The sequence below is a fragment of the Salinicoccus roseus genome (genome assembly GCF_003814515.1).
Classification (GTDB): domain Bacteria; phylum Bacillota; class Bacilli; order Staphylococcales; family Salinicoccaceae; genus Salinicoccus; species Salinicoccus roseus.
Genome location: NZ_RKQJ01000004.1, coordinates 227,420 through 254,121 on the forward strand (window position 1 = coordinate 227,420; position 26,702 = coordinate 254,121).

Consider the following 26,702-nt stretch of genomic DNA (forward strand, 5'->3'; position numbering starts at 1 on the left):
CTACCTGGATTCTTTCTGAGACTCAAGATAGGCGAACTGCAATTCCTTCACTTCTTCAGACAGGAATTCGTCCGGTCCATCCACTTCAATATCATTCACCACTTCCTGAATCGAAAGTCCTTTCAACCGGCCCGGGGCAGCATCCATTTCTTCCTGCCATTCCTTCAACTGTCTGGTTGAACTGGCATAGACGATGCGGCCCAGACCTGCCAAAGCGTGGGCGGAAGCGCACATGGAGCAATGCTCGCCTGAAGTGTACACGGTCGCATGAAGACGATCCGTTTCCTGCATGTTATTGGCAGTCCACCGGGCAATCGCGAATTCCGGGTGCTGTGTATTGTCCCCTCCAGAAGTACGGTTGTGATCTTCAAAGAGCACTTCACCATTTTGTGATACAAGTATGGAGCCGAACGGTGCATTTCCTTTTTCCAATGCTTCCCGAGCCAATTCGATGCACCTTTTCAAATATTTACGATCCTTTTCTGTAATCATGAACCCACCCTTTCAAATAATGTTTCGTCTGATCACTTCAATCTTAAGCCGAAGGCCGGGTGTCGTCAAACAAGCGCACCTTTAAAAGTGAAAGTGTTTTCATTGCCTGATTCTTTCTCTATAATTACAGTTAATACATCCAACTAGGAGATTAAATATGATCAAATTCAAAAATGTGACAAAACGCTATGGTGATAAGGTTGCCGTGGATGATGTGAGCTTTGAAATCAAAGAAGGGGAGATCTTCGTCCTCATCGGCCCTTCAGGGTGCGGCAAGACGACGACGTTGAAGATGATCAACCGCCTCATTCCACTGAGTGAAGGCTATATCTACTTCAAGGACAGACCGATCAGCGACTACCCTGTATATGAAATGCGCTGGGATATCGGCTATGTCCTCCAGCAGATTGCACTCTTTCCGCATATGAGCATCAAAGAGAATATTGCACAAGTGCCGCAGATGAAGAAATGGACGGATGGGGAGATCGACGAACGGGTCGATGAACTCCTTACTATGGTAGGACTGGAACCGGATCAGTATAAGGACCGCGTGCCCGCCGAACTTTCCGGAGGTCAACAGCAGCGTATCGGCGTTATACGGGCACTTGCTGCCGACCCACCCGTCATACTCATGGATGAACCATTCAGTGCACTCGATCCAATCAGCCGCGAGAAGCTCCAGGACGATCTCGCAGACCTTCAGGAGAAGATACAGAAGACGATCGTATTCGTAACACACGACATACAGGAAGCACTGAAGCTTGGGGACCGCATCTGCCTCCTCAAGGAAGGTCATGTCGAACAGATTGATACCCCTGAAGGCTTCATGACCAATCCAAAGAACGATTTTGTCAGGGAGTTCATCGGTGACCTTGAATCATACAGGATGCAGCAGGTGACGGTTGGGGATATCGCCAAAGATCATCCTCCCCTTCAGCCTGGTGAACAGGTCGACTACCCTGAAGTCTCCCATGAGGCTTCCATACAGGACATCTATAAATACTTATCGGAACATGAAGGCATCCTCATCAATGAGAACGGCGAGAGAAAAGTATTGAAGCATACGGATGTCTTCAAATACCTGGATACCAGTCAGCGGGGTGACGCGTGATGAATACATTCTTCGAAACTTTGAATGCAAGGAAAGGCGAACTGCTCACCACACTGATTGAACATATTCAGATCTCCTTCATCGCATTGCTTATCGCGGTCATCATCGGCGTGCCCCTTGGCATTATATTGACAAAAACGAAAAAGTTATCCGAGGTTGTCATAAACATAGCAGCAGTCCTCCAGACCATACCTTCACTTGCGCTGCTCGGTCTGATGATTCCGTTGTTCGGCATCGGCAAGGTGCCTGCCATCATCGCATTGGTCATCTATGCACTGCTGCCGATTTTGAGGAATACCTTTACCGGCATAGACGAAGTTGATGATTCACTCGTTGAAGCTGCCAGAGGAATCGGCATGAAACCGATGCGTCGATTGACCAAAGTCGAGCTGCCGATTGCGATGCCCGTCATCATGGCCGGCATACGCACGGCGATGGTACTGATCATCGGTACCGCGACACTTGCTGCACTCATCGGAGCCGGGGGCCTCGGCGACCTGATCCTCCTTGGAATCGACCGGAATAATACATCACTCATCATCCTGGGTGCCATACCGGCAGCATTGCTCGCCATCTTCTTCGATATAGCGCTCCGGGTGATACAGAACCTTTCCTATAAGAAAATCATATTCACCCTCGGTACCATACTCGTGGCGATGCTGGTGATTTCGGCCGCTCCACTCCTCACACAGAGGGACGATACGATAACAATCGCAGGAAAGCTTGGAACCGAACCTTCCATCATTACGAACATGTATAAAATCCTCATCGAAGAGGAGACCGATTATTCGGTGGACGTCGAAGATGGCCTTGGCAAAACATCCTTCCTGTTCAATGCACTGAGGTCTGACGACATAGACGGATACCTCGAATTTACAGGAACGGTAATCGGCGAACTGACAAAAGAGGAGCTGGATTCCAAAGAGGAAGAAGCTGTGTACGAACAGGCCAAGAGCAGTCTTGAAGAACAGTTCGACATGACGCTGCTCGAACCGATGGAATTCAACAACACCTATACACTTGCAGTGAAGCGTGAATTCGCAGAAGAGAATAATCTAGAAACCATTGGAGATCTTCGGAGCATCGAAGATGAGATCGATCCTGGATTCACATTGGAATTCAACGACCGTGAAGACGGCTGGCCAGCGATCCAGGAAGCCTATAACCTGGATTTCGATAATATCAGGACCATGGAACCGAGCCTTCGTTACCAGGCAGTAGAAGGCGGGGACATCAACCTGGTAGATGCCTACTCCACTGATGCGGAACTGAGGCAGTTCGACATGGTCATCCTGGAAGACGATCGGAATGTCTTCCCTCCTTATCAGGGTGCACCACTCTTCAAAGAGTCATTCCTTGATGAACATCCTGAAATCATCGAACCATTGAATAAGCTCGGCGGTATGATCAGCAATGAGGAAATGCAGGAGATGAACTACAGGGTAGGCGTTGAAGGGGAAGACCCTTATGTCGTGGCAGAAGATTACTTGGAGGAAGCCGGACTGATAGAATAATCGAAAGACCTACAGCACTTATATGCTGTAGGTCTTCTTCATTTCCCGGGAAATTCACTGCGTAATCCACAACATTAAAGCAAGTGATGAATTTCTATTATTACTGTATAAGGGGTGGGGGAAATCTCCCATCTATAGTATCATTTGTAGCCGGCATCATTATAATCACAGCTGCATTTGAAGCTGTGTAATCTTATGCCCTGAATTGGGTATAGGTAATTCATATCACGTTTTATATAGGAGTGGTCACTATGCAAGCAAAAAAATCCATCACACTGGTGTTCTGGTTGGCTCTCGCTTTCTGCATCCTGTTTGTAGGGGTCGGAGCAATAATCCCCGAAAGTATGGAAGCATCCACGCAGTACATAACTACCCTCATTTCCAAGAATTTCAGCTGGTATTATCTGTTGCTGATACTGGCAATACTATTCGTCTGCATCTATCTGCTCTTCTCCAGGTTCAGCAGCATCACATTGGGCAAGGAAGGGGAAGACCCGGAATTTTCATTGCATTCCTGGTTTGCGATGCTCTTCAGTGCAGGTATGGGGATCGGCCTTGTCTTCTGGACGACAGCCGAGCCGATCAGTCATGCATTCAGTGCTTCCCCAATAGCGGAACCTGGCACCCAGGATGCAATCGACCAGGCAATGCAATTCTCTTTCTTCCACTGGGGTATCCACGCGTGGGCAGTCTACGGCATTGTAGCCCTGGTATTCGCCTACTTCAACTTCCATAAAGGATATAAAGGGCTCGTAAGTTCAACTTTGACCCCGTTGTTTGGTGAAAAACGGATGAGGGGACCTCTTGGCATCCTCATCGATGTCCTGGCAGTCATTGCAACTGTCACTGGGGTGGCTGCAACATTAGGTTTCGGCGCACTCCAGATCAATCAGGGCTTCAACTTCCTGTTTGGTGTGCCTGCAAACTTTCTGATCCAGTTCCTCATCATTGCAGTGGCCACACTGCTTTTCACATGGTCCACATGGTCTGGCATCAACAGGGGCATCAAGATGCTCAGCAACTTCAACATGGTCATCGCCGTCATCGTGCTGGTCGGCCTTTTCCTGGTCGGTCCGACGCTCTATATTCTTAATATGTTTACCAGTTCTCTCGGAAGCTATATTGCAAACTTCTTTGACATGAGTCTGCGTCTGCCCATGAATGATACGGAGGCTTTTTCCTGGATTCAGGGATGGACGATCTTCTACTGGGCATGGTGGGTCTCCTGGGCTCCATTCGTCGGCATCTTCATCGCCCGGGTATCCAAAGGGAGGACGATCAAGGAGTTCATTCTGGGCGTGCTTTTTGCGCCGACGCTCGTATGCTTCATATTCTTCGCGGTATTTGGTGCCTCTGCGATAAACCTGCAGGTCGAAGGTGTTGCGGACATCGCTTCATATGCCACAGAAACTGCCACATTTGCCATGCTTGAACAGTATCCATTGGGCTTCTTATTAAGCTTGCTGACACTGGTTGTCATTGCGGTATTCTTCATTACATCTGCCGACTCGGCAACATATGTCATTGGAATGCTCACCACAAACGGCAGCAACCTGCCAAGCGGCGTTGTGAAAATCATCTGGGGAATCATCCTTTCAGCATTCGCCCTGATTATGATCTATACCGGAGGTACACAAGCGATACAGAACCTGCTGATCATCGCCGCCCTGCCTTTCTCGCTCATCATCATATTCATGATATGGTCGCTTTTCCTTGCGTTGACGAAGGACCACCCGCGTTCCAGCAGTGCACATGGAGTCGTACATGAAGAGGATATAAAATTGAAGGAATGACCGGAAGCTCCCGCTAATGGGAAGAACTTCTACTCTGGATTGGCAGCAGCCATTTCCGGGTAAAGGAATACCACTATGCAATATTGAAGGGGGTGGAGGTATGTCAGATGTAAAATCCGAAGTGGAGAAACTGGATGGCTGGACACTCGAAGAAGAAAAGATAAGCAAGAAATATAAATTTGCCAAGTATTTGGATGGCATCGATTTCACAGAAAAAATAAGCATCTATGCTGAAGGGGTTCAGCATCATCCAGGAATAACAATCAACCACACTACAGTCACAGTATCCTGGACGACTTTCTCCAAAAAGGAACTGACCGAAAAGGATATTGCTGGAGCCAAAGCCTGTGAAAACCTATACCGTCTATTTGAACAACCGAAGAAATAATGGTCAGCATTATGCCCATGGGGGAATCCCCCATGGGCATAATATCTTTGATAGGCACCTTTCCCATTTTATTTTGTAACGCCATGCGGTACTTTATAAACAGCTTTATATCAGCATCTATACATAAAATGTAATGCCCCAATAATGCGTAATACGATGACATTCATCACCAATGTATGGAAATCCAAATTGTGCTTCTCCATTAAATTTGTTACTATCAATAGGTTATTCGTTTTGTTTAAAATAAATATAGCGGGGGTAGGCCCCCCCGAACAATAAGGAGCAGATCAATGAAGGATTCTTCAAGTCCTGACAGTAGGAAGTTATCGAATGTCTTTATATACTCGGTCATTATAGTCGCAATATTGGTAGTTATGGGGGCAATCAATCCAGAGCGGTTTGGGATGGTATCAGGTGCCATAGCAAATTGGGTGAGCAACTATTTCGGATGGTATTACATGATCATCACATCCGCCATGCTGTTCTTTTGTGTTTTCCTGATCTTCAGCCCCATCGGGAAACTGAAATTGGGCAAACCGCATCATAAGCCGGAATTCAGCACCCGTTCATGGCTGACCATGCTGTTTAGTGCAGGCATGGGTATCGGGGTCGTATTCTACAGCACCTCCGAACCGATTGCACACTTCCTCGCACCGGCTACTGCCGATCCGGAAACGGATGAGGCTTTGCTTGAAGCCATCCGTGCGACCATATTCCACTGGGGGGCACATGCCTGGGGCATGTACGGCGCAGTCGCCCTGGCCCTTGCCTATTTCCAATTCAGAAAAGGGGAGTCCGGACTGCTTTCCAAAACGCTGCGTCCCATATTGGGCGATAAGGTCGATGGACCAATCGGTGTCATAATCGACATCCTCACCGTCTTCGCTACAGTAATAGGGGTCGCCGTATCACTCGGTATCGGTACGACACAGATAAACGGCGGTCTGAATTATCTGTTCGGCCTTCCGATCAACCTGACGATGCAGGGCGTCATCATAGCTGTAGTAACCGTCCTCTTCCTCACCAGTGCATGGAGCGGCCTGACTAAAGGAATCAGATATTTGAGCAACCTTAATATGATACTTGCGTCAATATTGCTTTTGGCCGTCCTCATATTGGGGCCCACAATGCTGATATTAAACATGCTGCCGACTGCTGCCGGCGAATACATCAACACATTCGTCTCAAGGACCCTTGATGCTGCACCTTTGAGCCAGCAGAAGAACGACTGGCTGCAATCCTGGACAATCTACTATTGGGCATGGTGGCTGAGCTGGAGTCCCTTCGTGGGAATCTTCATAGCCCGTGTGTCAAAAGGACGTACAGTACGTGAATTCATCATGGCACTTCTTATCGTTCCGACCACCATCGGCATCATCTGGTTTACTGTATTTGGTGTCACTGGCATCGAAATTGCCGATAAGGTCCCTTCAATAGTGGAGCTCGGGCCGGAGACACAGCTGTTCGCGATCTTTAATGAGTTGCCGATCAGCGTACCACTTTCCATCATCGCAATCATATTGATATCTTCATTCTTCATCACCTCCGCCGATTCCGCCACATTCGTGTTGGGAATGCAGACATCGCACGGATCGCTGCGCCCGGCGTCGAGTATAAAGATCGTTTGGGGCATCGCCCTGTCCTCCATCGCCTATGTACTGCTCCTCTCCGGAGGAGAAACAGGGCTCGAGGCCCTTCAGTCTGCAGCCATCATTGCAGCATTGCCTTTCAGCTTCGTCATCATCATGATGATGATTTCATTCTATAAGGATGCCAATGAAGAGAGAAAATATCTCGGCCTCACAATTACGCCCAACAAGCATCGCATGAAGGAATATCTCAACAGGGAACAGCGGGAGTATCAGGAGCAGAAGGAAGCAGGCGTGGACGAAAGGGATCTATAGTACAAATCATCAGCATGTACCATAAAACCACCAGAACCTCATGACAGGCTCGGCAGTAGATACATTCTACTGTCGGGTTTTTTGAATTCAATTTGATTAAGAACACTTCATTTTTCCTCGCTCAAAAAATTCCGCTCCCATTGTCATTGACCAGAGGGCATGTACAAATAATTTCCTTCCTTGCAAATATTATTATGTTATTTCCGATAAAAAGTTGACTAAATTTTCTAAAAAGTTAAAATTGTATTTATATCTTATATTATTGGAGGGGAGATAATGGCTGATATTGGAGAAGAGAAACAGTTCTCAAGACGTGATTTTCTGAAAACCACCGGTGTTTTCACTGGCGGTATTCTCGGTGGCTCTTTATTGGGCAGCGTATTTATGAACCAGTCACAGATGCTTACTGACGATGATCCGGAAGTTTCAGAGGAGTCTACTTCAGAAGATGAGGCTCAAAACGAAAGTATGGAAGCACGGACCTTCTTTAGCCGGAGTGAGGATTTTGAAACATTGGCGGCTGCTACAGAGCGTATCTATCCTGAAGATGATAACGGCCCGGGCGCCATCGCACTGGGTGTACCCTATTTCATCGATCGACAGATGTACGGGTTCTGGGGACAGAACAGCCAGGACTATTCCTACGGACCTTTCGAGCCCACTTCAGACACACACGGATTTCAGGCAAAACTGAATAGGGGAGAAGTCTTTCTTGCCGGCCTGCGTCGTCTACAGGAACTCAGCATGGAGGAGCATGATACAGCCTTCGCGGACCTGGATGGCGGAGCCCAGGATGAGCTCCTCCGAAGTTTTGAATCGGGAGATGTGGAGATTAGAGGAGTAAGACCCGAAACCTTCTTTTCATTACTCAGAAACGCAACAATTGAAGGCGTCTACTCAGACCCTGCGTATGGCGGCAATAAAGATATGCAGGGATGGAAGATGATAGAGTATCCCGGCCCCCGTATGGGGTGGGCGGAAGACATTGAATCTGAAGAGTTCATGTCGCTGGACCCGGAAGGGTTGAGATCTTATCAGGGAGGCGGAATATAGATGGCTGAAGAATTGGATAAGGTGGACGTTGTTGTTGTAGGTATGGGGTGGGCCGGCGGCATCATCAGTGCCGAGATGGCCAAAGCCGGAAAAAGCGTCGTCGGTCTCGAAAAGGGGATTGATAAGAACAGAAGTGACTATGTAGGGGTGAAGGATGAACTGCGTTTTGACAACCGTTATCAGATCATGCAGAACCTTACCGGACACACCGTGACCTCAAGAAACGAAATCGACGAGACGGCGCTGCCTGTCAGAACAATGCAGAACATGCAGCTTGGCACGGATGTGGGGGGCGCCAGCGTACACTGGGCCGGGGCCACTTATCGTTATTGGCCCTATGAGTTTGAAATCCGCAGCCAGACCATAGACCGCTATGGTGCGGATAAGATACCTGAAGATATGAATCTTCAGGACTGGGGAATCACATACGATGAAATGGAAGAATACTATGAAAAATGGGAATACACAGCTGGTATTTCCGGGGAACAGGATCCATTGGCGCCTGAGAGGAACAGGGAGTGGCCGAATCCACCGTTGAAGGAGACACCCTCACTGAGGCTATTCAAGGATGCGACTGAAAGGCTCGGGCTTCATCCCTTCCAGATTGCAGCAGGCAACCTTTCCCAAAATTACGAGAATCCGGATGGTGAACAGCTCAACGCCTGCATGTACTGTTCCTTCTGTACGAGACATGGGTGTGATTTCAGTGCAAAATCAGATCCCCTTGCCACTGTTATCCCGACTGCAATGAAACATGATAACTTTGAGCTCAGGACCCGCGCCAATGTCAGGCGGGTACTTTATGATGAAGATAGTGGCAAAGCAACCGGCGTCATGTATGTTGATGAAAATACTGGTGAAGAATATGAACAGCCGGCTGATGTAGTTGTATTGGCAGCATTCGCATTCGCGAATAACCGCCTGCTGATGCTCTCGGACATAGGAGAACAGTATGATCCGGAAACAAGGGAGGGTGTCATTGGCCGGAACTTCAACGGACAGTACAATTCAGCCTTCCATGGGGCTACCGGCTTCTTCGAAAATGAACAATTCAACCTCTATATGGGGGCTGGCGCCCTCGGTGCTGCAGTAAACGATTATGCCGCAGACAACTTTGACCACTCCGATCTCGACTTCATCGGGGGAGGAGCGATAGAATTGAGGCAATATGGGTTCGGGGCTATTTCAAGCAGCGGCAACGTCCCTGGAGATACACCAAACTGGGGACAGGAGTTCAAGGACAAATCACTCCACTATGCCTACCGGACCCTGACTATATGGTATACATCCATAGCCATGTCCTACTGGCATAACTATCTCGACCTTGACCCGACCTATACGGATGAGTATGGAGATCCTCTACTGCGGGCTACTTACAAGTTTGGCGACCAGGAAAGGAATATCGCTCAATTCGGTATAGAACGGTGCCACGAAATCATGGAAGAGATGGGCGCTGATATCATTGAAGATGGTAATGTGCCTGAAGAATTCAATCATGTCTATTCCGGTGGCCATTACACAGGGGGCGTCGTCATGGGAGACGACCCGGAAACATCCGCCGTAAACAGCTACCTGCAGATGTGGGATGTGGATAACCTTTTCGTCGTAGGCGGCTCAGCCTTCCCACAATTTGGCGGCCATCACCCAACTCCGACCATCGGTGCCTTGGCCTATCGGGCAGCAGAAGGCATCGAACGATATCTGGAGGATGAAGAACAGCTTGTAAAAGCGCCCGGCAGAAAATTCATCTGATTTCAAATTACAGACTGCAATCCACCTGATGGGGGTGGATTGCAGTTTTTTTGCTTCTACTCACATCTTTACCACGAGTATTGCGAAATATTACAGACATATCTCCATGTTACAGACATCGGTGTATATTGTAACCTCCTTTTCATTATCCTGTAACCCACAATGTAATTATGAATGTTATAGTGGGTCTTGTCTTGGAAAAAGCAGGACATCAAAACGTGATGCACCCTGAAGATTAAAAACAATCAATTGATGATAATATACCCATTCATGGAGGATGAGATTTTTTTATGAAGAAAACAATACTGACGACAACACTCGCACTTGGACTTGGCGTATCCGGCATCGTAGCCGACCAGAATGCAGAAGCTTCAGAGGTCAATAAAGACGAACTCGCGCAGATGGCGCAGAACAACTCAAGCGCACTGAACAATGCACCGATCCACGAAGGTGAATACAGCTACAACTTCACTGTTGATGGCGTCAACTACAACTTCGAATCCGATGGCACGTACTACACATGGTCCTATGGCGGCTACAGCGTAGAAACACCGGAAGTCGCTGAGGCAGCACCACAAGAGGCGCCTCAACAAGCGGCACCGCAAGTGACTGAAGAAGAAACACAGGAAGCTGCGCCACAACAGCCAACTGAAGTGGAAACTCAAGAAGAAGCACCACAGGTCGTTGAGGAAGAGCCGGTACAACAGACACAGCAGGTTGAAGATGTACAGGCAGCAGCACCGGCAGCGAACGGTTCCACTAAGGAGCAGTTCCTTGCAGCCGGCGGTTCAGAAGCAATGTGGCAGCACATCGTAATGCCTGAATCCAGCGGTAACCCGCAGGCCGTCAATGAGCTTGGCTACAGAGGCCTTGGTCAGACGAAGGAATATTGGGGCACTGGTTCAGTAGAAACACAGACTGAAGGCATGCTCGACTATGCTGTGGAACGTTACGGTTCCGTAGAAGCAGCAATCGAATTCCGTCAAGCAAACAACTGGTGGTAAGATCTTCACCCATATCAGCTCCCTTATGAATTGGAAATCCAATTCATAAGGGAGCTTTTTTATTGAATCACCCGATTATCTTTTACTGAATATAACAAATATTATTAAAAATGGTATCATGGATATATAATCATTTTCAGCTTCTTCTTTTCTCAGGAAATTGAGATGCCTGATTATGTATATATGTCGGGTGATCCGAATCACATAATTTTACGGGAGGAGGGTTAATTGCAATCTACATCTGCCTTTTGGAACCTGACGCCTGCACATGACGTAAAATCATAAAGATGGGAGAATACATATGGAACTAACAGGAACATTGATCGTTATACTCGTAATTGCCGCACTGCTCATCGCCGGTGCTGTTGGCTGGTATCTTTTCATGAAGGCCAGATACCGTACCGTCCCTTCCAACGAAGCGCTCATCGTCACAGGACCGAATCTTGGGGATGAAACTAAAGAGACAAATATATATAAAGATGATCAGGGCCGTTATATGAAGGTCATCCGCGGGGGCGGCCACAGGCTCAAACTCTTCCAGACTGGTACGAGAGTATCCCTGAAATCATTCCAGCTGCAAATTTCAACACCAAAGGTCTATACACTTGAAGGTGTGGGCATCTATGGTCAGGCTGTCGCAACTGTAAAAGTGGCCGATGACCTGGATGGCATCGTAAAGTATGCAGAACAGTTCCTTGGGAAGGACCAAGAGGATATCGAACATGAAATATCCGAAGTCCTGAATTCGAATCTGCGAGCAATCCTGTCTAAGATGACAGTGGAGCAGATCAATAAGGATCGTGAGAGCTTCAACGAACAAGTGCGTGAAATCGCCCAGGATCAGCTGAACAGGATGGGATTCAAAATCACTTCCCTGGGCCTATCAGACTTGAAGGATGACGAAAATTATCTTGAAAACCTCGGCCGTCCGCAGATTGCCAGGGTGAAGAAGGAAGCAGAAATTGCAGAATCCGAGAATAGGCGCGAAACGGAAATCCAGCAGGCTAAAGATAACGAAGACATTTCCAACGAACAGTACAAAAGGGAAATGAATATCGCCGACAGCCGCAAGGAAAAAGACTTGAAGGACGCCAAGATACTTGCTGAAACCGAGAAGGAAAATGCAGCTGCCAGGGCTGCCGGCCAGCTTGAAGAGGAAGAGAGGCGCCTGGAAGTGGAGCGTCAACGTCTGGAGATCCGCGAGCAGGAGAAGCAGAACGAGTTGAAGCTTCGCCAGATGGAGCGTGAAAATGATGTGGCGCTTGAGAAGCAGCAGGTGGAGGTCCGCAGACAGCAGGCTGAAGCGGACTACTATGCACGCACCAAGGAAGCTGAAGCAAGAGCCGAGGCACGCACGGCCGAAGGTAAGGCTGAAGCGGAAGTCATCAGGGAGAAGAGCATGGCTGAGGCCGAGGCCATTGAACGCCGGGCCAAAGCAATGGCCGAGCATAAAGATGTCATCATCCTCGAACAGTTCATTGAAATCATGCCTGAATTCGCCAGGGCCGTCAGTGAATCACTCGGCAATGTGGAATCCATCCGTATCCTCGATGGCGGCAGTGGAGATCAGTTGAACTCATTGCCGAACACAGTGACAGGAACCATGGCCAAGCTTCAGGAAAGCATGGGACAGATGACCGGCTTCGACATGGAAAGTTTCCTCGGAAATCTATCCAATGAGGAGAAGAAGGAAAAGGATCAGGCCCCTGATGAAAAAGCTGAACAGGATAGTGACGATTATTCGATCTAGCACCTCCATATCAAGAATTAAAAGAGAGCCTGACCGTCATAAACGATGGTCAGGCTCTCTTTGATGGTCGGGAGACTGCGTCTCCACACGGCTTCGGATCAATTGAAGCTGCGCATGAATGCACTTGGAACTTCCGACTCGAACCTCAGGGTTTCTCCACTCTTCGGATGTCTGAATGCAAGGACATGGGCATGCAGACCCATCCTCCGGATGGGATTGCTGCGGGAACCATATTTTTTATCCCCCACGATGGGATGACCGAGTTCCTGCATGTGAACGCGAATCTGATTTTTACGTCCCGTCTCCAGATTGACTTTCAATAAAGATGAATTTTTATTGGATTTCAACACTTTATAATGGGTTACAGCTTTCTTTCCGTGATTTGGATTTTTACTCGATCGTACAGTAAGCGTCTTATCTTCAGTCAACCAGGAACTGATGGTCCCATCCTCCTGCACCCTTCCTTCGACGAGTGCGATATAGGTGCGCTCGGAGACGGTATTCTTCCAGGCATTCTGCAATTTCTGCTGCACGTCTTTACTTTTGGCGAACATCATCACTCCGGAAGTATCACGGTCCAGACGGTGCACGACAAAGACCCGGTTTCTGGGATGGCTGCGCTGTACATGGTCTGAGAGCTGACGGTAGGCAGTCATCTGATTCTCCTTATCCGACGCAATCGACAGCATCCCCGCTTCCTTTTCAACCACAATCACATCATCGTCTTCATGCAGTATCTTGATTCCCTTCACTTTCACATTCCTTGCCCCGAAACGGGAATTGATTTCAACACGGTCTCCGGGCTGCAACACCGCATTGAATTGGGTGGTCGCTTCGCCGTTCACATGGATCTGGCCGCGGCCTAAGATCCCCTTCACTGACTTGCGGCTGCGCGAAGGCATCTTTTCAAATAGGAACTTCAGCAGCTCTGTCGATTCTTCAACGATCCATTCGGCATCCGGGCCATTCGATTTCTTGCTTTTCATTATATTATACTCCTTCTACTTCACTTCATTTTGCTCTTCCTTAATGGACATTATAGCATTTATGGACAGGTTTAAATATCACTTGGAGCAGCTCAAAATCCATGGAACCTTTTTATACGTCCACCATAAAGGGTAGATATGGTTATGTACTTCAACACTATCCATCATTTCATAATTCACTGGCGCGTGAAGTGAAAGAATAGGATTTTGATAAAGGCGGAGAGACAATGAAGAAATTCTACAGTGATGTCATTCAATATAGAGGGAGCCATTATGACTTCGGCTTCTTCCAAGGCGAACAGCTTAGAGAGTCGTCGATTCTGCCCAATCGTGAAAAGCAGTGGGCATCCCGGAGAAACCGTCATTTCCTGATCAACCCGGAGGCATTCACATCAGTCATCTCAAAAGTTGCACCAGCCATACTGGAAGAAATAGATGGCCTTGCCGATGCACTGGAAATGGACATGGATGAGGCCTTCCGTCTGTTCGGCGGCTATTATCGGGAATACATCCGGAGCGGGTGTTCAATCTTCACCGATTCCGACTTCATGGTCCGAAACTACGACAGTCATCCCCGTGGATACGAAGGGCGTTATACATTTTATGCCCCGACCGATGAAGGCTATGCCGTAATTGGACCGTCCATGCAGATAACCGGACGGATAGACGGTATGAATGAAAAGGGTCTCGTGATGGGATACAACTTCACCCATAGTAAGAATTCCGGCGATGGGTTCATATGCAATATGATTGGCCGGCTCATACTGGAGACATGCGCAGATGCAGAGGAGGCCATTTCCCTATTGGAAAAGCTTCCACACAGGCATTCCTTCAGCTATATCCTTCTCGATGCTGAAGGGGCGTCCTACGTTGTTGAAGCCTCTCCAAGGAAAGTCGCCGTCAGGGAATCCAATGTTTGTACAAACCATTTCCATCTGCTCGATGAGGAGAACCGATACCGCCAGGAAGAAACACGCCAGCGGGAGCAGACCATCCAAAATGAGCAGCAGCGTGCTGCCAATCCCTATGAAGCCTTTAAAGTCATGAACGATCCGGCACATGGCGTATTCTCCAACAAATATGATGCTTCAGCAGGAACGATACACACTTCCGTCTATTTTCCAAAGGAGCTGAAAGCATGGTATGTGATAGGTCCCGATAAGGAACCGGTCATCTTTGACTTCAACAAATGGCTGGAAGGGGAGAACGTCAACGTCAGGCAGATCAAAGGGATGCTCGACTACCACCGGCCGTTCGTCAATATGGGATAGAGGGGAACTGGCATGTATAAATTTTTTAAAAAACGCATCATAGACAATACGGTTTATTCATGGTCACTCTCATGACGCCTTGTACGGCTCCAATAACGGTAGGAGACCCAGGTAAGAGCCACTACCGCAATCCACGCCACAATCACTATCGCGCCGCGGAATACCGACGGATTGGCCGCAAAGGCACCTAAAGCCACTAGGGAAACCTGCCCGGGGATGGAAGCCAGAAGAGTAGCGGATATGAATGCATACTGCTTTATACCCAAAGCTCCAGCACCATAATTCACCGGCCAGTATGGCAGTCCGGGCATCAGCCTCACAGTACACATCGCCCAGAATCCTGCATTGCGGAGATAATTCTCTACAATGGAACCATGGCTCCCCAGGAGCTGGAAGGTGAGGCGTTGACCCAGGGCACGTGCCAGCCAGTAGCCGATCCAGGAACCGAGCATCACTCCAGAAACTGAGAGCAGTGTTCCTATGATCAGACCATAGAGTGAGCCGGCCACCAGAGCAGGCACCGTTATGGGGATGGGGGTGATGGCAATTGCTGCTGTAATACCCAGGAATACCAGAAAGCCGGCCCAGCCATAGCCAAGGATGATCTCCCGCATCTCCTCAGGTTCAGGCAGGTCCAGGTTGAAAACCGCCCATAACAAAAATGCACCCAATACGATCAGGATAATCAACGATATAATCGAACGTAAACGTAAGATGACGGTGCGATTTTTGTCCAAACCCATAGATTCTCCCCCTTTGGCTCAGATTTGAAACATGTCTGGTGTTCATTCAATATTATTCTTCAATCCTAATATCATATGATGAGTCTTTATTTATGAAAACTCTCAGCGTATCGTTTAATGACATAGTTTTAACTAATGTGGTTTTATCCCTACTAAAAAACTAGAGATTGAGTTGACATGTAGTTTTCTTTGATATCGCCGATTGTAAAATTAAGCTAGACACATAAAAAGGTCACGCATGATACACTCAAAATAGTTTTCCGACCAAAGAAATCATAGGAGTGATCACGCATCACCTACATCCATAATACTACGGATGAACTGGTAATCATAGAAGCCTACTTCCATCAAGAGACACCGATTTCTCATATTGCGAAACGGATTGGACGTGCCCGTCAGACGGTTCATAATGTCATCGCATATCTCAGGGACGGACACACCGCGCCGGATTATTATCAGCGCTATCAGGAAAACAAAAAGCGGTGTAGTAGAAAACGGATTGTCCTGCCAGCCGACCAACAGGCGTATATTGAAAAGCAGGTGGCTCAGGGCTGGACGGCGGATGTCATTGTGGGTCGGCAGGAAATGCGGATTGATTGTTCAATTCGTACGCTGTACCGGATATTCAAGCGTGACATTTTTGACGCGGCCACATTGCCGATGCAGGGACACCGTCCCAACGGGGATTGAATGAACATTCCAATGGATTGCTCAGAAGGAATGGACTGCCTAAAGATATGGATTTCAACACGGTCGATCAGGCTTTCGTCTCATCCGTCGCTGCAAAAAGAAACCACATACCAAGAAAATCACTAAACCACTGCACGCCACTGGAAGTCTTTTTGAGTTACATGGGGGATAGAGAACTGTCTAGCTTATTTTGACAAACGAAAAAACCAAGAAATAAACCAAGACCACCACTCTCGAACCCAATCTTTTGAGTGTAAGGGTTTAAAAATAGAATTCTATTTTTAAGAAATTCCTTCAGGTAGAGTGAGTTTTGTTTAAAATTAACGATAAGTATGAGCGAATAGGAGGATGACAATGTCCAAAAGTATATTGAGTTTCAAACTAAAAGAATACCGAGAACATAATAACCTTACACAAGAAGATGTTGCGGAGTTATTAGGTGTGAGTGACAAATCAATTTCAAAATGGGAATTGGGGAACGGCTATCCAAGTAAGAAGAACATGATAAAACTATCAGAGTTATTGAATGTATCACTGGAAGTGTTGGTCATTGAAGAACAAACTGCGGACGACAAATTGAAGAAAAGCGTTAAATATGGTCTGGTGAGTTATTGTATAATTTTTGCATTAACAATATTGATTAGAGGGATTAAAGATACTAATCATTATCAAGAAATATTAAGTAGAGATCTTGATGAAATCATTAAAATAGTACTTATTAATTTCGGACAGAATATTTATATTGCCATTGTACCGGCTGTGATTATTGGTCTGGTATGTTACTTCTACATCATTCCGCGGCAGCAAGTCGATTAAATAACCCCATGAGATTTGCTTCAACTTATGATTTGGAAGATGGATTTCCAATTATTTTTAGAGTGTATTCCATTTAAAATGAAATACAAAAGGAGAGCGTAAAATAGTTTGTGTAAATGGATAAATAGAAAAAGGGAGCCCCTTTCTTGTAGAATTGAGTCACCACAACACATCCCAAGAGAAGGGATGCCTTCATTTACACATAATTATTGACGGTTCCTCTAAAAAATGTCGCTTTTGTTGATGTGCATATTTTTTATGAATTCTTTTTGAACGTCTTCATTCCGATCTTTGCTTGTGACTTTAGGAGCTATTTTGCATCTGTTTTGACTGTTATTTTGCACACTTAATTTAGAAATCCAACTGTCTTCGTGAAAAGATAAGCCGGGCTTTTTAACTTTAGTGCAAAATAACATCGAAATTGAAAATTCTGGTTAGTTGGATTATGTTAACCCCTGCAGAGATCTACTATATAGAAGCCCATTTCCATCACGACACACCGATTTCTCATATTGCGAAACGGATTGGGCGTGCCTGTCAGACGGTTCATAATGTCATCGCATATCTCAGGGACGGGCACACCGCGCTGGATTACTATCAGGCTATCAGGAAAACAAAAAACGCTGTGGTAGAAAACGGATGGTCCTGCCGACCGACCAGCAGGCGTATATTGAAAGGCAGGTGGCTCAGGGCTGGACGCCGGATGTCATCGTCGATCGGCAGGAAATGTCGATTGACTGTTCAGGCCGTACACTGTATCGGATGTTCAAACGGGAAGCTTTTGATGCGGCCACACTGCCGATGCAGGGCAAGCGAAAACTGAACAGCCATCAGGAACGCCGGGGGCGTCAGGCGTTCCGGCGCAACATTTCCGAAAGGACAACTGACTACCCGGCGTTCAATGATGAATTGGGCCACCTGGAAGGCGACACCATCGTTGGTGTCCGTCACAAGAGTGCCGTCATCACGCTGGTCGAACGCCTGTCAAAAGCCATCATCACCCTGAAACCCGAAGGCCGGACGGCGCAGGATATCGAGGCTGCCATCAATACATGGTGTCAAGAGATGCCCAGAAACCTGTTCAAATCCATCACTTTCGACTGTGGCAAGGAATTCTCCAACTGGCAATCGATGAGCAATCGGAATGACCTGTCCATCTACTTTGCCGATCCGGGGACACCGTCTCAACGGGGGCTGAATGAACATTCCAATGGGTTGCTCAGAAGGGATGGACTGCCTAAAGACATGGACTTCAACACGGTCGATCAGGCTTTTGTCTCATCCGTCGCTGCAAGAAGAAACTACATCCCGAGAAAATCACTAAACTACTGCACGCCACTGGAAGTCTTTTTGAGTTACATGGGGGATAGAGAACTGTCTAGCCTATTTTGACAAACGATAATAATTAAAGAATGCCTGCTTACCAGTCGAGTAAGCAGGCATTTTATGCTATTTGATAATCATCACAGGTGTATTGATGCGTTTTGCAGCCTTATGAGTTACATGACCAAGGACATGTTTAATATCCATTTTAAAACGTTTGTTGCCCATTACTATCCAGCGCATCAGATTCCCACGGTTTTGAATACACCATTTATCGTAAATTTTTCAATAAACATTGCCATCTCTTCAATTGACTCTTCAAAGCCGCCTTTGACCCATTTTAAAATTATACCGATATGGGCGTTTGTAATGTAAGTAATCAAATAATCAGTAAATATTTCAGAATCCAGTTCAACACCGAATTCTCTGCTTTTCACTTTATAAAAATCAAACATATGCTGTGAAAAATATTTTGCAAGTTCTGCGCTGCCGAGACTATTTGCAATAACGAGTACGCGTTTGCGGTTATCTTTAAGATACTGGAACATTTTCAGAATAGTATTGTTAAGATCGCTCTCATCCACATCTTTCAAACTGCTGCCTGTAATATTTTTGTAGAGCAGCTGTTCAATATCCGTCATCATCGAATTTTGATAACTTTCTATCAGTTCGTATTTGTCCTTATAATAAGTATAAAATGTTCCCCGGTTAATCATGGCTTCTGAACTTATGTCCTGGATAGTAATGCTTTCAAACGGTTTTTGCTCAAGCAAGGTTATGATGGCATTGTCAATTGCATTTAGTGTTTTCTGTACTCTTAAATCTTTTTTCAAAAATAAACAACCTTTCTCTGCAATGTGTTGGTTATCCCACAAACCTGGTTATATCAACCATTGAAGAATAATTTAATCGACTTATAATGGGTTATTGTACATCGTGTACGATAACTTTAACACAAAAAAATGAAGGATGATTAAATGTTACAGGATTTTAAATTTGTATTTAAAAAACCGTTGTTATTAATATCTCTTGCAGTCATCTCACTGTTTCCGGTTATATATTCATTGACATTTCTCAGTGCAATGTGGGACCCATATGACCACACAGGCGATATGCAGTTCCATATAGTAAATGAAGATACAGGCAACGAAGATATAGAGCTCGGAAAAGAAATCGAAGCTGAGCTGAAAGATAACGAACAGCTGGACTGGCAATTTTCTACTCTGGAAAAAGCAGAAGAAGCACTTAAAAGTGGAGAATCATACGGATATCTGGAAATCCCCGCAGATGCTTCTGATAATGCCATGACCTTCTTAAGCGAATCGCCGGAAAATGTAAACCTTAAACTAAAGACAAATCCGGGATTCAATTTCATCGGTTCAATTATGTCTGAACAAGTCGGTTCAGTCTTAGTCGAAACAGTTCAAAAAGAAATTACAGAAACATATACCAAAACATTGATTAGCGAACTCGGCAGTTTGTCCGACCAGAGTGATGAGGCACAAGATGCCATTGCTGAGCTGAAGAACGGTGCAGTCACGCTTGACGATGGACTTGGCCAGCTCGAGGACAGCTCAGCGCAGTTAACAGAAGGCGCAGACAACCTTGAAAGCGGCGCTTCGCAAGTCAGCGAGGGAGCAGCAACACTGTATAATGGTGAACAGCAATTTACAGAACAGATCACTCAGCTGGCACCAATGCTTGGAAATTACGCACAGCCGGTTCAAGGTGCACAGTCAGAACTTGAAAATGGAGCAGGCCAATTAAATGAAGCCAGCACACAGCTTGTTGGCGGCGCTTCTGAATTGAATTCAGGTATTGTGCAAATGAACGGCGGTATCAGCGAGTTGAAAGCAGGCTCCAGCGAAATGGCAGAAGCACTTACAGATGTTGACACCAGATTTAACGAGCTGCTTGCGGAAATAGAAGAACAGAATATTGTTTTCAGTGATGAGGGAGCAGAAGCGATTGCAAGTCCTGTTAACCTGGATATTGAGTCCATGGTGGATACACAAAACTATGCGCAGAGTTTTGCACCGTTAGTTATTGCAGTCAGCCTGTATATCGGAGCTATTACATTTAATGTTGTATACCCGATGAATAAAATATTCGAAAATAAGAAAAATGTATTCAGCCAGTGGCTCAGCCGCGGTCTGCTGTTTTTATCTCACTCGGTAATCATTACAACTCTGCTGTATGCTACAATTGTCTGGATAATGCAGATTGAGATTGCCAGCCACTGGAGATTTTACTTTGCTATGCTTGTATGGTCACTCGTTTCCATTTCCATTATAGGATTGCTGGTAATGATATTCGGCAACTTCGGCAAATTCCTCGGAATCGTACTGCTGATTGTACAGTTATCATCAAGCGGCGGAACTTTCCCGATAGAAACTGCAAACAATTTCTATCAAACGCTTTATGAATTCCTGCCGATGGCATTCGTCGTGTCTGGCTTTAAAGATGCGATTTTCGGCCAGGCATTTAACATGGAATTCAGCACAATAATGTATACCCTGATAGCAACAGCTACTGGTGCTTACCTGCTCGTATTGTTAGTATTATGGCTGAAAGATAAATTCCCTAAGTATGAAGAAAAAGCGAATAAAATGGCCAAATTTGAAAACTAAAAGTTCAGCCCGCTGACCGAGCGGGCTTTTTTTCTGCAAAAATTTTCCAGTAATGTACACCTACTGAGGATTGTATGATATGAGACGGAAACAAATTGATGAAACTCAAGATTCCGGAGTTATTGTATGGAGGGGTTCTTCAAATAATGAACTATAACCCGAATAATGGACGTTTTTTATTAACTGTCCATTATTCGGGTTATAGTTCACTACTTCCAATTGATACTGCACTTAATCAGCTCGAATTCTTTATTCAGCAAGATACAAAATCATGGAAACTCGACGAAAAAGTACCAAAATTGCCGCCAGTCGAAGAATTCAAAGGACCTGTTGGACGTTATCAAACTGTTTTAGAAATTATAGAAGACAGAAATCCCACAGTCAGAGAACTACTTGGTTATCTCAACGCTGGAGGTGGACATTTAACACTCATTGGCACACCTGAAGAAATTGTCGATGAATTAGAAAGATGGATGAATGAAGGTGCTGCAGATGGATTTAACTTGATGCCTCCAACACTCCCAGGAAGTCTTGAAGGCTTTGTCGACTTAGTCATCCCGGAAATGCAAAAACGCGGTATTTTTAGAAGAGATTATAACGGTGAAACGTTTAGAGAAATGTTGGAACTCGATAAGTATTAAGCTGAATGATTCATAGGTACACCTCAATTTTGCATTGTGTTTTTATATTAAGGCTGGGACATAAATATCTCCAGAAAAAATAATAACTTTTGAGAACTTATGTCCCCGACCCCCAAGTGCGAAGTTATAAGGGCTGAATTGCTTACTAATATCCCGGTAAGCAAGGATGAAGTCAAAACTCACAAAAAAACATTAACAGCTGAGACTCAGGTTTTCGCTTATATAAATTAATTTGTCTAGCTTATTTTGACAAACGAAATTTCTATAAATTTTTCCTGATTGATCAAACTCTTTAAGCTCCAGATGAACAACCTTTAGATACTGACCGCTCTGCCAGTTCTCTCTATTAAGATGATATAACTCAGATTCAATCATATTAAAATCTCCTTTGAAATATAAGCAGCATTTCCACTTAAAGATTCTTAGATTATTTCTAACACACTACTTATGATAACTCTCCCCTTATCATAGAGATGTGAGTTTCAAGCTCTACTTGATGGTTACAGTTGTGTTTAATTTACTATACCACTTGCTTTCAAAGGTCCTTTCGACGCCATATCGAATAATATCTCAGCTAACTCTTCAGGTGATTCCTGCACACCATTTGATAACCAATAACGGATGACACTCATGTATATAGATGCAACAATTTCTACCAGTAATTCTAGTTTAACTGTCAGTTTAGAGATATCGAGAAAAGTTTCTGCATTATTAAGAAATGTATCTGCAAAGACATTTTTCAAGTCTTTTTCAAAAGATGGATCACCGTTCGGACCCAATATTGCTTTTAATAATTCTGAGTTCTTTTGAAAATATTCCAAAAGATGGATGATAAATGCAGGGGGATAACCTTTGAGTACAACTTGCTGCAATGCATTTACATCTCTTAGGGTTTGATTGAATGGCGGATTTTTACTGATATTTGTAATCTGAGTAAAAATTTCCTGCTCACATTGATTTATTAGATCATATTTATCCAGATAATGCAGATAGAATGTACCCCGATTAATATTCGCCTTCTTCGCCAGTTCAGCTATTGTTATCTTGCTGAAGCTTTTTTCATTTAATAATGTATTAAAAGCATTTATTATTTCTTTTCTTGTTTTTATAATTCTGCGGTCTTCTGAATATTCCACTAAATTCACTCCAAACAATTAAATAATGAACATCTACATTTAGTATGTTGATAATTCAACAACATGAGCATTACTGGTCATTGTTCAACATTCAGTCTTAATATACAATGATAACAAGAGTTAATCAACACATTGTTTATTATAAAAGGAGGAATATCAGTGGGAAAAAATAAGTTTTTCATAGTAAGTTTTGTTGCTGTTGCTCTGCTGATGTTTATATTTGTAGCGGCACAAATTCCCGGGGCGCATCAGTCGCCATCTGATCTGCCTGTTGCTATTGTTAATGAGGATAATGGTGATATGAGCGCTACAATCGTTGATACGATACAGGAACAATCCACTCAGAAGTCTGGTGGAGAAGCACAGACGATTGAATGGCAGGCATTTGATAATAAACAGGAAATGATGGCTGCGCTGGACAATCAAGAAGTGTATGGCGCATTACTGATTCCTGAAAATTATTCTAATCAGTTTGCATCACTTCAATCAGAAAATCCAGCTTCACCAGTGATTGAAGCGTTTATCAGTGAAGGCTCCAATACAATGGTTGCAAATATTTTAAATCAGGCTTTCAACGGGATGCTTGGCCAGATGAATGGAATGATTAGTGAACAGATGCTTGGCCAGGTGGAAGAAGCCGGTGCCCCACTATCTGCTGAACAAGCACGCTTATTTACTAAACCTGTTCAGATGGAAATTACACAATTGCATGAGACTGGCGAAATGGGGAATGCACCACTGTCACTTTTCCAACCGATATGGATTGGCAGCCTGGCAGGAGCTGTACTGTTATTTTTAGCAGGCAAAGATAGAGTGTTTTCAACAGTAAAATCAAAATTTAAGTTCAGACTGACTCAAGTAATTATTGCAGTGATAATTGGATTCATCGCAGGATTCAGTTTACCTTGGTTTACGACATTTATGCTTGGATATGAGTATGAGAACTTCATAACATTAGCGTTATTCCTATCCATTACTAGTATGAGTTTTATACTGATGATACTTGCCACAATGACATGGATCGGTTTCGGAGGAATTGTCATCTTCGTACTCCTCCTATTCTTTGGACTGCCAATACTTCAAATGGCCCCGGAAATGTTGCCTGAGTTTTATCGCGATTGGATTTATCCGTGGCTGCCAATGAGATTTATGCTCGAGGGTGTCCGTGATATACTGTTTTTCAACGAATCTGTCTGGAATAGCTCAACAACTGTTTTGGCATGGATATTCAGTATAGGTGCCATACTTCAGCTATCAAAAGTATGGCTTAGAAAAAATTCAGACAGTCAGAACGGCTCAACGTCATAAAATATTACTCGAGAAAAAAGCTGATGGAATCAGAATCCCATCAGCTTTTTTCTCGAGTAATTCTCATACCGTATCACCTCATGATGCGAACTATTTATGGTAATTTTCATTCCGGATGATCTTATTCACCCTGAATATCTGTTCAAGGAGCATGACTTTCATCATCTGATGTGGGTAGGTGAGGGCGCCGAAACTGATTGCCTGGTCGGAACGCCTGCGCACGGTTCCCCCAAGCCCATTGCTGCCGCCGATGATGAATACGACATCACTCCTGCCGGTATTCATCCATTTCTGATATTCATCTGCGAGTCCTTCACTGGTAAACGCCTTGCCTTTTATTTCGAGTGTGATGACATGCTGGTTGTCCTTGATTTTGGAAAGGATCTTTTCAGCTTCCTTCTCCTTGATGATTTCAATATCCTTTGCACTTGCATTGTTTGGTTCCTTCTCATCCGGAATCTCGATGAGTTCGAGCTTTGCATAGCCGCTGATCCGCTTTCTATACTCCTCGACTGCCTGTTTCCAATACTTTTCTTTCAGTTTTCCAACACTGATCAATGTGACTTTCATTTCAAATCATCCTTTTGTACGAGCCATAATAACTTGACTATAATTCTGAATTGTTAAATAATTAAAGTAACTTTATATCCATAAAGTGAGATGGGAGTGATCATATGGCAAACACAACCTACAGTATACTGAAATTCCGAAGCCAGGACGATCTCCGTAAAATCGTCGACTACGCGATTAAAGATGGAAGGGACTTTGACTTCAATTCGATCGAACCCATACCTGACGCCTTGAAGGTGGAGCATATCCCCTATCAGGATGCAGCAATCGGTTCTTACTATAATACCCTCGATAGGGAGGATCAGACGGCGCTTATTGAGAATCTTGAGGATAAGCACTACACGAACGTCGAGGATATCATTGAACAGGCTGCTGCCCAGGAGAAGGAACAGATACTGGTGGCGGAGGAACGCATCGACCTGGGCCAGAAATATTATGAGAATATCATGGAACATGGCTACCCTGATTTCTTCGAGTGGGCGAACGCGCACTGGAATACAAAGGGGAATGCGATAGATACTGTCGTTGACGAGGAAAAACTGGAGATTTCATTTTCGACCTCATCAAGTGCGGTTGAAGACTTGATGAAGAATCTCTACGAGAAGACCGGCGTGCCTTTCGTCTACCAATATACCGATGACACATTCACTGTTTATGGTGAGATGTGCTGTGATGAAGAAGGAATCAGGAACAGTGAAATTGATGAAAAGTGGGTCAAAGACGTTTTTGCTGAAAGGACGGCTGGCTGATCGGGCTTATCCACAATATCAAAGGTGAACTGCAGTGAAGTTATTCACAGTGGTTCATCTATTTTTATGCATGCATTTATAGTTATCCACAAGATTTCAACATATCCACGGATAATTACGCATAAATCATGCATATTACTTTTCTTTACTCATTATAATCACATAAATATAAATAAAACAGCCAGTTTTACACGACTGACTGCTTACTTATCCACAATTTTTATACTTTACTAACATTTATGACTATTTATCCACAGAGTTTTCACACATTTATGTGGATAACTTTTTATATCTGATATATCTTCGTTGGTATGGCCTTATCAGTATCACTGATCGTTACATGGTTATCCGTATCGATATCATACTGGTTCAACACCTGTTCCACACTCATCTTTGCCAGTTCCTTTATATTGTTGTCTGTGCTCAGATGGCTGAGATATATGCGTTTTGTACGGTCGGTTATAACGTCACGCATGGCATGGGCAGCATCCTCGTTTGAAACGTGGCCGACGTCTGACAGTATCCTCTGCTTGGTCACCCATGGATATCTGCCCATCCTGAGCATATCGACATCATGGTTGCTTTCGAACACGAGACAGTCACTTTCCTTGATGATGCCCTTCATCTGGTCGGATACATAACCTGTATCCGTGATGATCGACAGCTTCCTGTTGTCTTTCATGAATGTATAGAATTGCGGATCGATGGCATCATGGGAGACGTTGAAGGATTGTACATCCATGCCGAGCAGTTCCTTCTCCTCCAATGGATTGAAGTGGAACTTCTTGTCGCTGTGGACTTCTATGTCTTTGGCTTCTATACGCTGCCATGTCTTCTCATTGGCATAGATGGGGATGCCATAACGCTTCGAGATCACCTTGAGGCCTTTTATATGATCGCTGTGCTCATGGGTGATGAGGATGGCATCGATGTTCTTCAGGGAAGTATCCAATGTGTTCAGCGACTCCTCTATACGTTTGCAGGAGAGGCCCACATCTATGAGCAGGCTGCCTTTTTCAGTTTCTATATACGTGCTGTTCCCGGTGGAACCGCTGGCTAACACGCTCATCTTCATTAC

General features: G+C 45.1%; 21 protein-coding genes and 4 pseudogenes. 17 read left to right on the top strand and 8 right to left on the bottom strand.

Features of this window, described 5'->3' with window-relative positions:
• A complete protein-coding gene (locus EDC33_RS12170) occupies positions 1-492 on the bottom strand; it encodes a nucleoside deaminase (RefSeq protein ID WP_124011379.1) in 492 nt (163 codons plus the stop codon).
• Between the two features lie 157 nt (positions 493-649).
• Between EDC33_RS12170 and EDC33_RS12175 the strand changes: the two genes are divergently transcribed.
• From EDC33_RS12175 to EDC33_RS12215, 9 genes are all read left to right on the top strand, one after another.
• Positions 650-1,603 carry an ABC transporter ATP-binding protein gene (locus EDC33_RS12175; protein WP_094907111.1) on the top strand — a complete coding sequence of 318 codons (954 nt, stop codon included), beginning with the start codon at positions 650-652 and terminating at the stop codon, positions 1,601-1,603.
• Positions 1,603-3,117 carry an ABC transporter permease/substrate-binding protein gene (locus tag EDC33_RS12180; protein WP_094907110.1) on the top strand — a complete coding sequence of 505 codons (1,515 nt, stop codon included), beginning with the start codon at positions 1,603-1,605 and terminating at the stop codon, positions 3,115-3,117. The genes EDC33_RS12175 and EDC33_RS12180 overlap by 1 nt, the downstream gene beginning before the upstream one ends.
• Positions 3,118-3,368: 251 nt before the next feature.
• On the top strand, positions 3,369-4,910 hold the full coding sequence (locus EDC33_RS12185; protein ID WP_124011380.1) for a BCCT family transporter: 1,542 nt from the start codon (positions 3,369-3,371) through the stop codon (positions 4,908-4,910).
• Between the two features lie 100 nt (positions 4,911-5,010).
• Positions 5,011-5,298, top strand: coding sequence for a 4a-hydroxytetrahydrobiopterin dehydratase (locus EDC33_RS12190; RefSeq protein ID WP_040105469.1), 288 nt, complete (start codon positions 5,011-5,013; stop codon positions 5,296-5,298).
• A gap of 290 nt (positions 5,299-5,588) precedes the next feature.
• Positions 5,589-7,202, top strand: coding sequence for a BCCT family transporter (locus EDC33_RS12195; RefSeq protein ID WP_124011381.1), 1,614 nt, complete (start codon positions 5,589-5,591; stop codon positions 7,200-7,202).
• A gap of 276 nt (positions 7,203-7,478) precedes the next feature.
• Entirely contained in the window at positions 7,479-8,255 is a 777-nt protein-coding gene (locus tag EDC33_RS12200; RefSeq protein WP_124011382.1) for a gluconate 2-dehydrogenase subunit 3 family protein, read from the top strand.
• Positions 8,256-10,007 carry a GMC family oxidoreductase gene (locus EDC33_RS12205; protein ID WP_124011383.1) on the top strand — a complete coding sequence of 584 codons (1,752 nt, stop codon included), beginning with the start codon at positions 8,256-8,258 and terminating at the stop codon, positions 10,005-10,007.
• Positions 10,008-10,297: 290 nt separating this feature from the next.
• On the top strand, positions 10,298-11,011 hold the full coding sequence (locus EDC33_RS12210) for an aggregation-promoting factor C-terminal-like domain-containing protein (protein ID WP_124011384.1): 714 nt from the start codon (positions 10,298-10,300) through the stop codon (positions 11,009-11,011).
• A gap of 301 nt (positions 11,012-11,312) precedes the next feature.
• Positions 11,313-12,761, top strand: coding sequence for a flotillin family protein (locus EDC33_RS12215; RefSeq protein WP_124011385.1), 1,449 nt, complete (start codon positions 11,313-11,315; stop codon positions 12,759-12,761).
• 98 nt (positions 12,762-12,859) lie between these two features.
• On the opposite strand, the gene EDC33_RS12220 is transcribed toward EDC33_RS12215, so the two are convergent.
• Positions 12,860-13,747, bottom strand: a complete 888-nt coding sequence (locus tag EDC33_RS12220) for an RluA family pseudouridine synthase (RefSeq protein WP_124011386.1) — start codon at positions 13,745-13,747, stop codon at positions 12,860-12,862.
• Positions 13,748-13,974: 227 nt separating this feature from the next.
• Between EDC33_RS12220 and EDC33_RS12225 the strand changes: the two genes are divergently transcribed.
• Positions 13,975-15,018: a C45 family autoproteolytic acyltransferase/hydrolase gene (locus tag EDC33_RS12225; RefSeq protein WP_124011387.1), complete on the top strand. Its 1,044-nt coding sequence runs from the start codon at positions 13,975-13,977 to the stop codon at positions 15,016-15,018.
• A gap of 53 nt (positions 15,019-15,071) precedes the next feature.
• Here the strand turns inward: EDC33_RS12225 and EDC33_RS12230 are convergent, their stop codons facing one another.
• Positions 15,072-15,677, bottom strand: coding sequence for a TVP38/TMEM64 family protein (locus tag EDC33_RS12230; protein ID WP_249036100.1), 606 nt, complete (start codon positions 15,675-15,677; stop codon positions 15,072-15,074).
• Positions 15,678-16,052: 375 nt separating this feature from the next.
• On the opposite strand from EDC33_RS12230, the pseudogene EDC33_RS12235 reads away from it, so the two are divergent.
• The 3 genes and pseudogenes from EDC33_RS12235 to EDC33_RS12245 all read left to right on the top strand — a co-directional run bounded on the left by EDC33_RS12235 (position 16,053) and on the right by EDC33_RS12245 (position 18,659).
• Positions 16,053-16,645, top strand: a pseudogene (locus tag EDC33_RS12235) (transposase).
• A gap of 160 nt (positions 16,646-16,805) precedes the next feature.
• Positions 16,806-17,267, top strand: a complete 462-nt coding sequence (locus EDC33_RS12240; RefSeq protein ID WP_124011389.1) for a helix-turn-helix transcriptional regulator — start codon at positions 16,806-16,808, stop codon at positions 17,265-17,267.
• Positions 17,268-17,712: 445 nt separating this feature from the next.
• A pseudogene (locus EDC33_RS12245) lies at positions 17,713-18,659 on the top strand (IS30 family transposase).
• A gap of 57 nt (positions 18,660-18,716) precedes the next feature.
• Here EDC33_RS12245 and EDC33_RS12850 read toward each other — a convergent pair.
• Positions 18,717-18,824, bottom strand: a pseudogene (locus EDC33_RS12850) (universal stress protein); the annotation flags it as partial.
• 8 nt (positions 18,825-18,832) lie between these two features.
• A complete protein-coding gene (locus EDC33_RS12255; RefSeq protein WP_170156423.1) occupies positions 18,833-19,423 on the bottom strand; it encodes a TetR/AcrR family transcriptional regulator in 591 nt (196 codons plus the stop codon).
• A gap of 144 nt (positions 19,424-19,567) precedes the next feature.
• On the opposite strand from EDC33_RS12255, the gene EDC33_RS12260 reads away from it, so the two are divergent.
• Together EDC33_RS12260 and EDC33_RS12265 are read left to right on the top strand one after the other, a co-directional pair.
• Entirely contained in the window at positions 19,568-21,220 is a 1,653-nt protein-coding gene (locus EDC33_RS12260; RefSeq protein WP_124011390.1) for a YhgE/Pip domain-containing protein, read from the top strand.
• Between the two features lie 212 nt (positions 21,221-21,432).
• Positions 21,433-21,861, top strand: a pseudogene (locus EDC33_RS12265) (LLM class flavin-dependent oxidoreductase); the annotation flags it as partial.
• 512 nt (positions 21,862-22,373) lie between these two features.
• Here EDC33_RS12265 and EDC33_RS12270 read toward each other — a convergent pair.
• Positions 22,374-22,997, bottom strand: coding sequence for a TetR/AcrR family transcriptional regulator (locus tag EDC33_RS12270; RefSeq protein ID WP_170156424.1), 624 nt, complete (start codon positions 22,995-22,997; stop codon positions 22,374-22,376).
• A 159-nt stretch (positions 22,998-23,156) separates the two neighbouring features.
• Here EDC33_RS12270 and EDC33_RS12275 point away from each other — a divergent pair, with 159 nt between their 5' ends.
• Positions 23,157-24,305 (top strand): YhgE/Pip domain-containing protein, encoded by a 1,149-nt coding sequence (locus EDC33_RS12275; RefSeq protein WP_124011392.1) that lies wholly within the window; start codon positions 23,157-23,159, stop codon positions 24,303-24,305.
• A 90-nt stretch (positions 24,306-24,395) separates the two neighbouring features.
• Here the strand turns inward: EDC33_RS12275 and rlmH are convergent, their stop codons facing one another.
• Positions 24,396-24,875: a 23S rRNA (pseudouridine(1915)-N(3))-methyltransferase RlmH gene (gene rlmH / locus EDC33_RS12280; RefSeq protein WP_124011393.1), complete on the bottom strand. Its 480-nt coding sequence runs from the start codon at positions 24,873-24,875 to the stop codon at positions 24,396-24,398.
• A 104-nt stretch (positions 24,876-24,979) separates the two neighbouring features.
• Between rlmH and EDC33_RS12285 the strand changes: the two genes are divergently transcribed.
• A complete protein-coding gene (locus EDC33_RS12285; RefSeq protein ID WP_124011394.1) occupies positions 24,980-25,624 on the top strand; it encodes a hypothetical protein in 645 nt (214 codons plus the stop codon).
• Between the two features lie 286 nt (positions 25,625-25,910).
• Here EDC33_RS12285 and EDC33_RS12290 read toward each other — a convergent pair whose 3' ends face one another.
• Entirely contained in the window at positions 25,911-26,699 is a 789-nt protein-coding gene (locus tag EDC33_RS12290) for an MBL fold metallo-hydrolase (protein ID WP_094907308.1), read from the bottom strand.
• Positions 26,700-26,702 lie beyond the last annotated feature (3 nt).

Bases quoted from the DNA above. Each gene is read 5' to 3' on its own strand.
- EDC33_RS12170 (WP_124011379.1), bottom strand. From the start codon at position 492: ATGATTACAGAAAAGGATCGTAAATATTTGAAAAGGTGCATCGAATTG.
- EDC33_RS12175 (WP_094907111.1), top strand. From the start codon at position 650: ATGATCAAATTCAAAAATGTGACAAAACGCTATGGTGATAAGGTTGCC.
- EDC33_RS12180 (WP_094907110.1), top strand. From the start codon at position 1,603: ATGAATACATTCTTCGAAACTTTGAATGCAAGGAAAGGCGAACTGCTC.
- EDC33_RS12185 (WP_124011380.1), top strand. From the start codon at position 3,369: ATGCAAGCAAAAAAATCCATCACACTGGTGTTCTGGTTGGCTCTCGCT.
- EDC33_RS12190 (WP_040105469.1), top strand. From the start codon at position 5,011: ATGTCAGATGTAAAATCCGAAGTGGAGAAACTGGATGGCTGGACACTC.
- EDC33_RS12195 (WP_124011381.1), top strand. From the start codon at position 5,589: ATGAAGGATTCTTCAAGTCCTGACAGTAGGAAGTTATCGAATGTCTTT.
- EDC33_RS12200 (WP_124011382.1), top strand. From the start codon at position 7,479: ATGGCTGATATTGGAGAAGAGAAACAGTTCTCAAGACGTGATTTTCTG.
- EDC33_RS12205 (WP_124011383.1), top strand. From the start codon at position 8,256: ATGGCTGAAGAATTGGATAAGGTGGACGTTGTTGTTGTAGGTATGGGG.
- EDC33_RS12210 (WP_124011384.1), top strand. From the start codon at position 10,298: ATGAAGAAAACAATACTGACGACAACACTCGCACTTGGACTTGGCGTA.
- EDC33_RS12215 (WP_124011385.1), top strand. From the start codon at position 11,313: ATGGAACTAACAGGAACATTGATCGTTATACTCGTAATTGCCGCACTG.
- EDC33_RS12220 (WP_124011386.1), bottom strand. From the start codon at position 13,747: ATGAAAAGCAAGAAATCGAATGGCCCGGATGCCGAATGGATCGTTGAA.
- EDC33_RS12225 (WP_124011387.1), top strand. From the start codon at position 13,975: ATGAAGAAATTCTACAGTGATGTCATTCAATATAGAGGGAGCCATTAT.
- EDC33_RS12240 (WP_124011389.1), top strand. From the start codon at position 16,806: ATGTCCAAAAGTATATTGAGTTTCAAACTAAAAGAATACCGAGAACAT.
- EDC33_RS12260 (WP_124011390.1), top strand. From the start codon at position 19,568: ATGTTACAGGATTTTAAATTTGTATTTAAAAAACCGTTGTTATTAATA.
- rlmH (WP_124011393.1), bottom strand. From the start codon at position 24,875: ATGAAAGTCACATTGATCAGTGTTGGAAAACTGAAAGAAAAGTATTGG.
- EDC33_RS12285 (WP_124011394.1), top strand. From the start codon at position 24,980: ATGGCAAACACAACCTACAGTATACTGAAATTCCGAAGCCAGGACGAT.
- EDC33_RS12290 (WP_094907308.1), bottom strand. From the start codon at position 26,699: ATGAAGATGAGCGTGTTAGCCAGCGGTTCCACCGGGAACAGCACGTAT.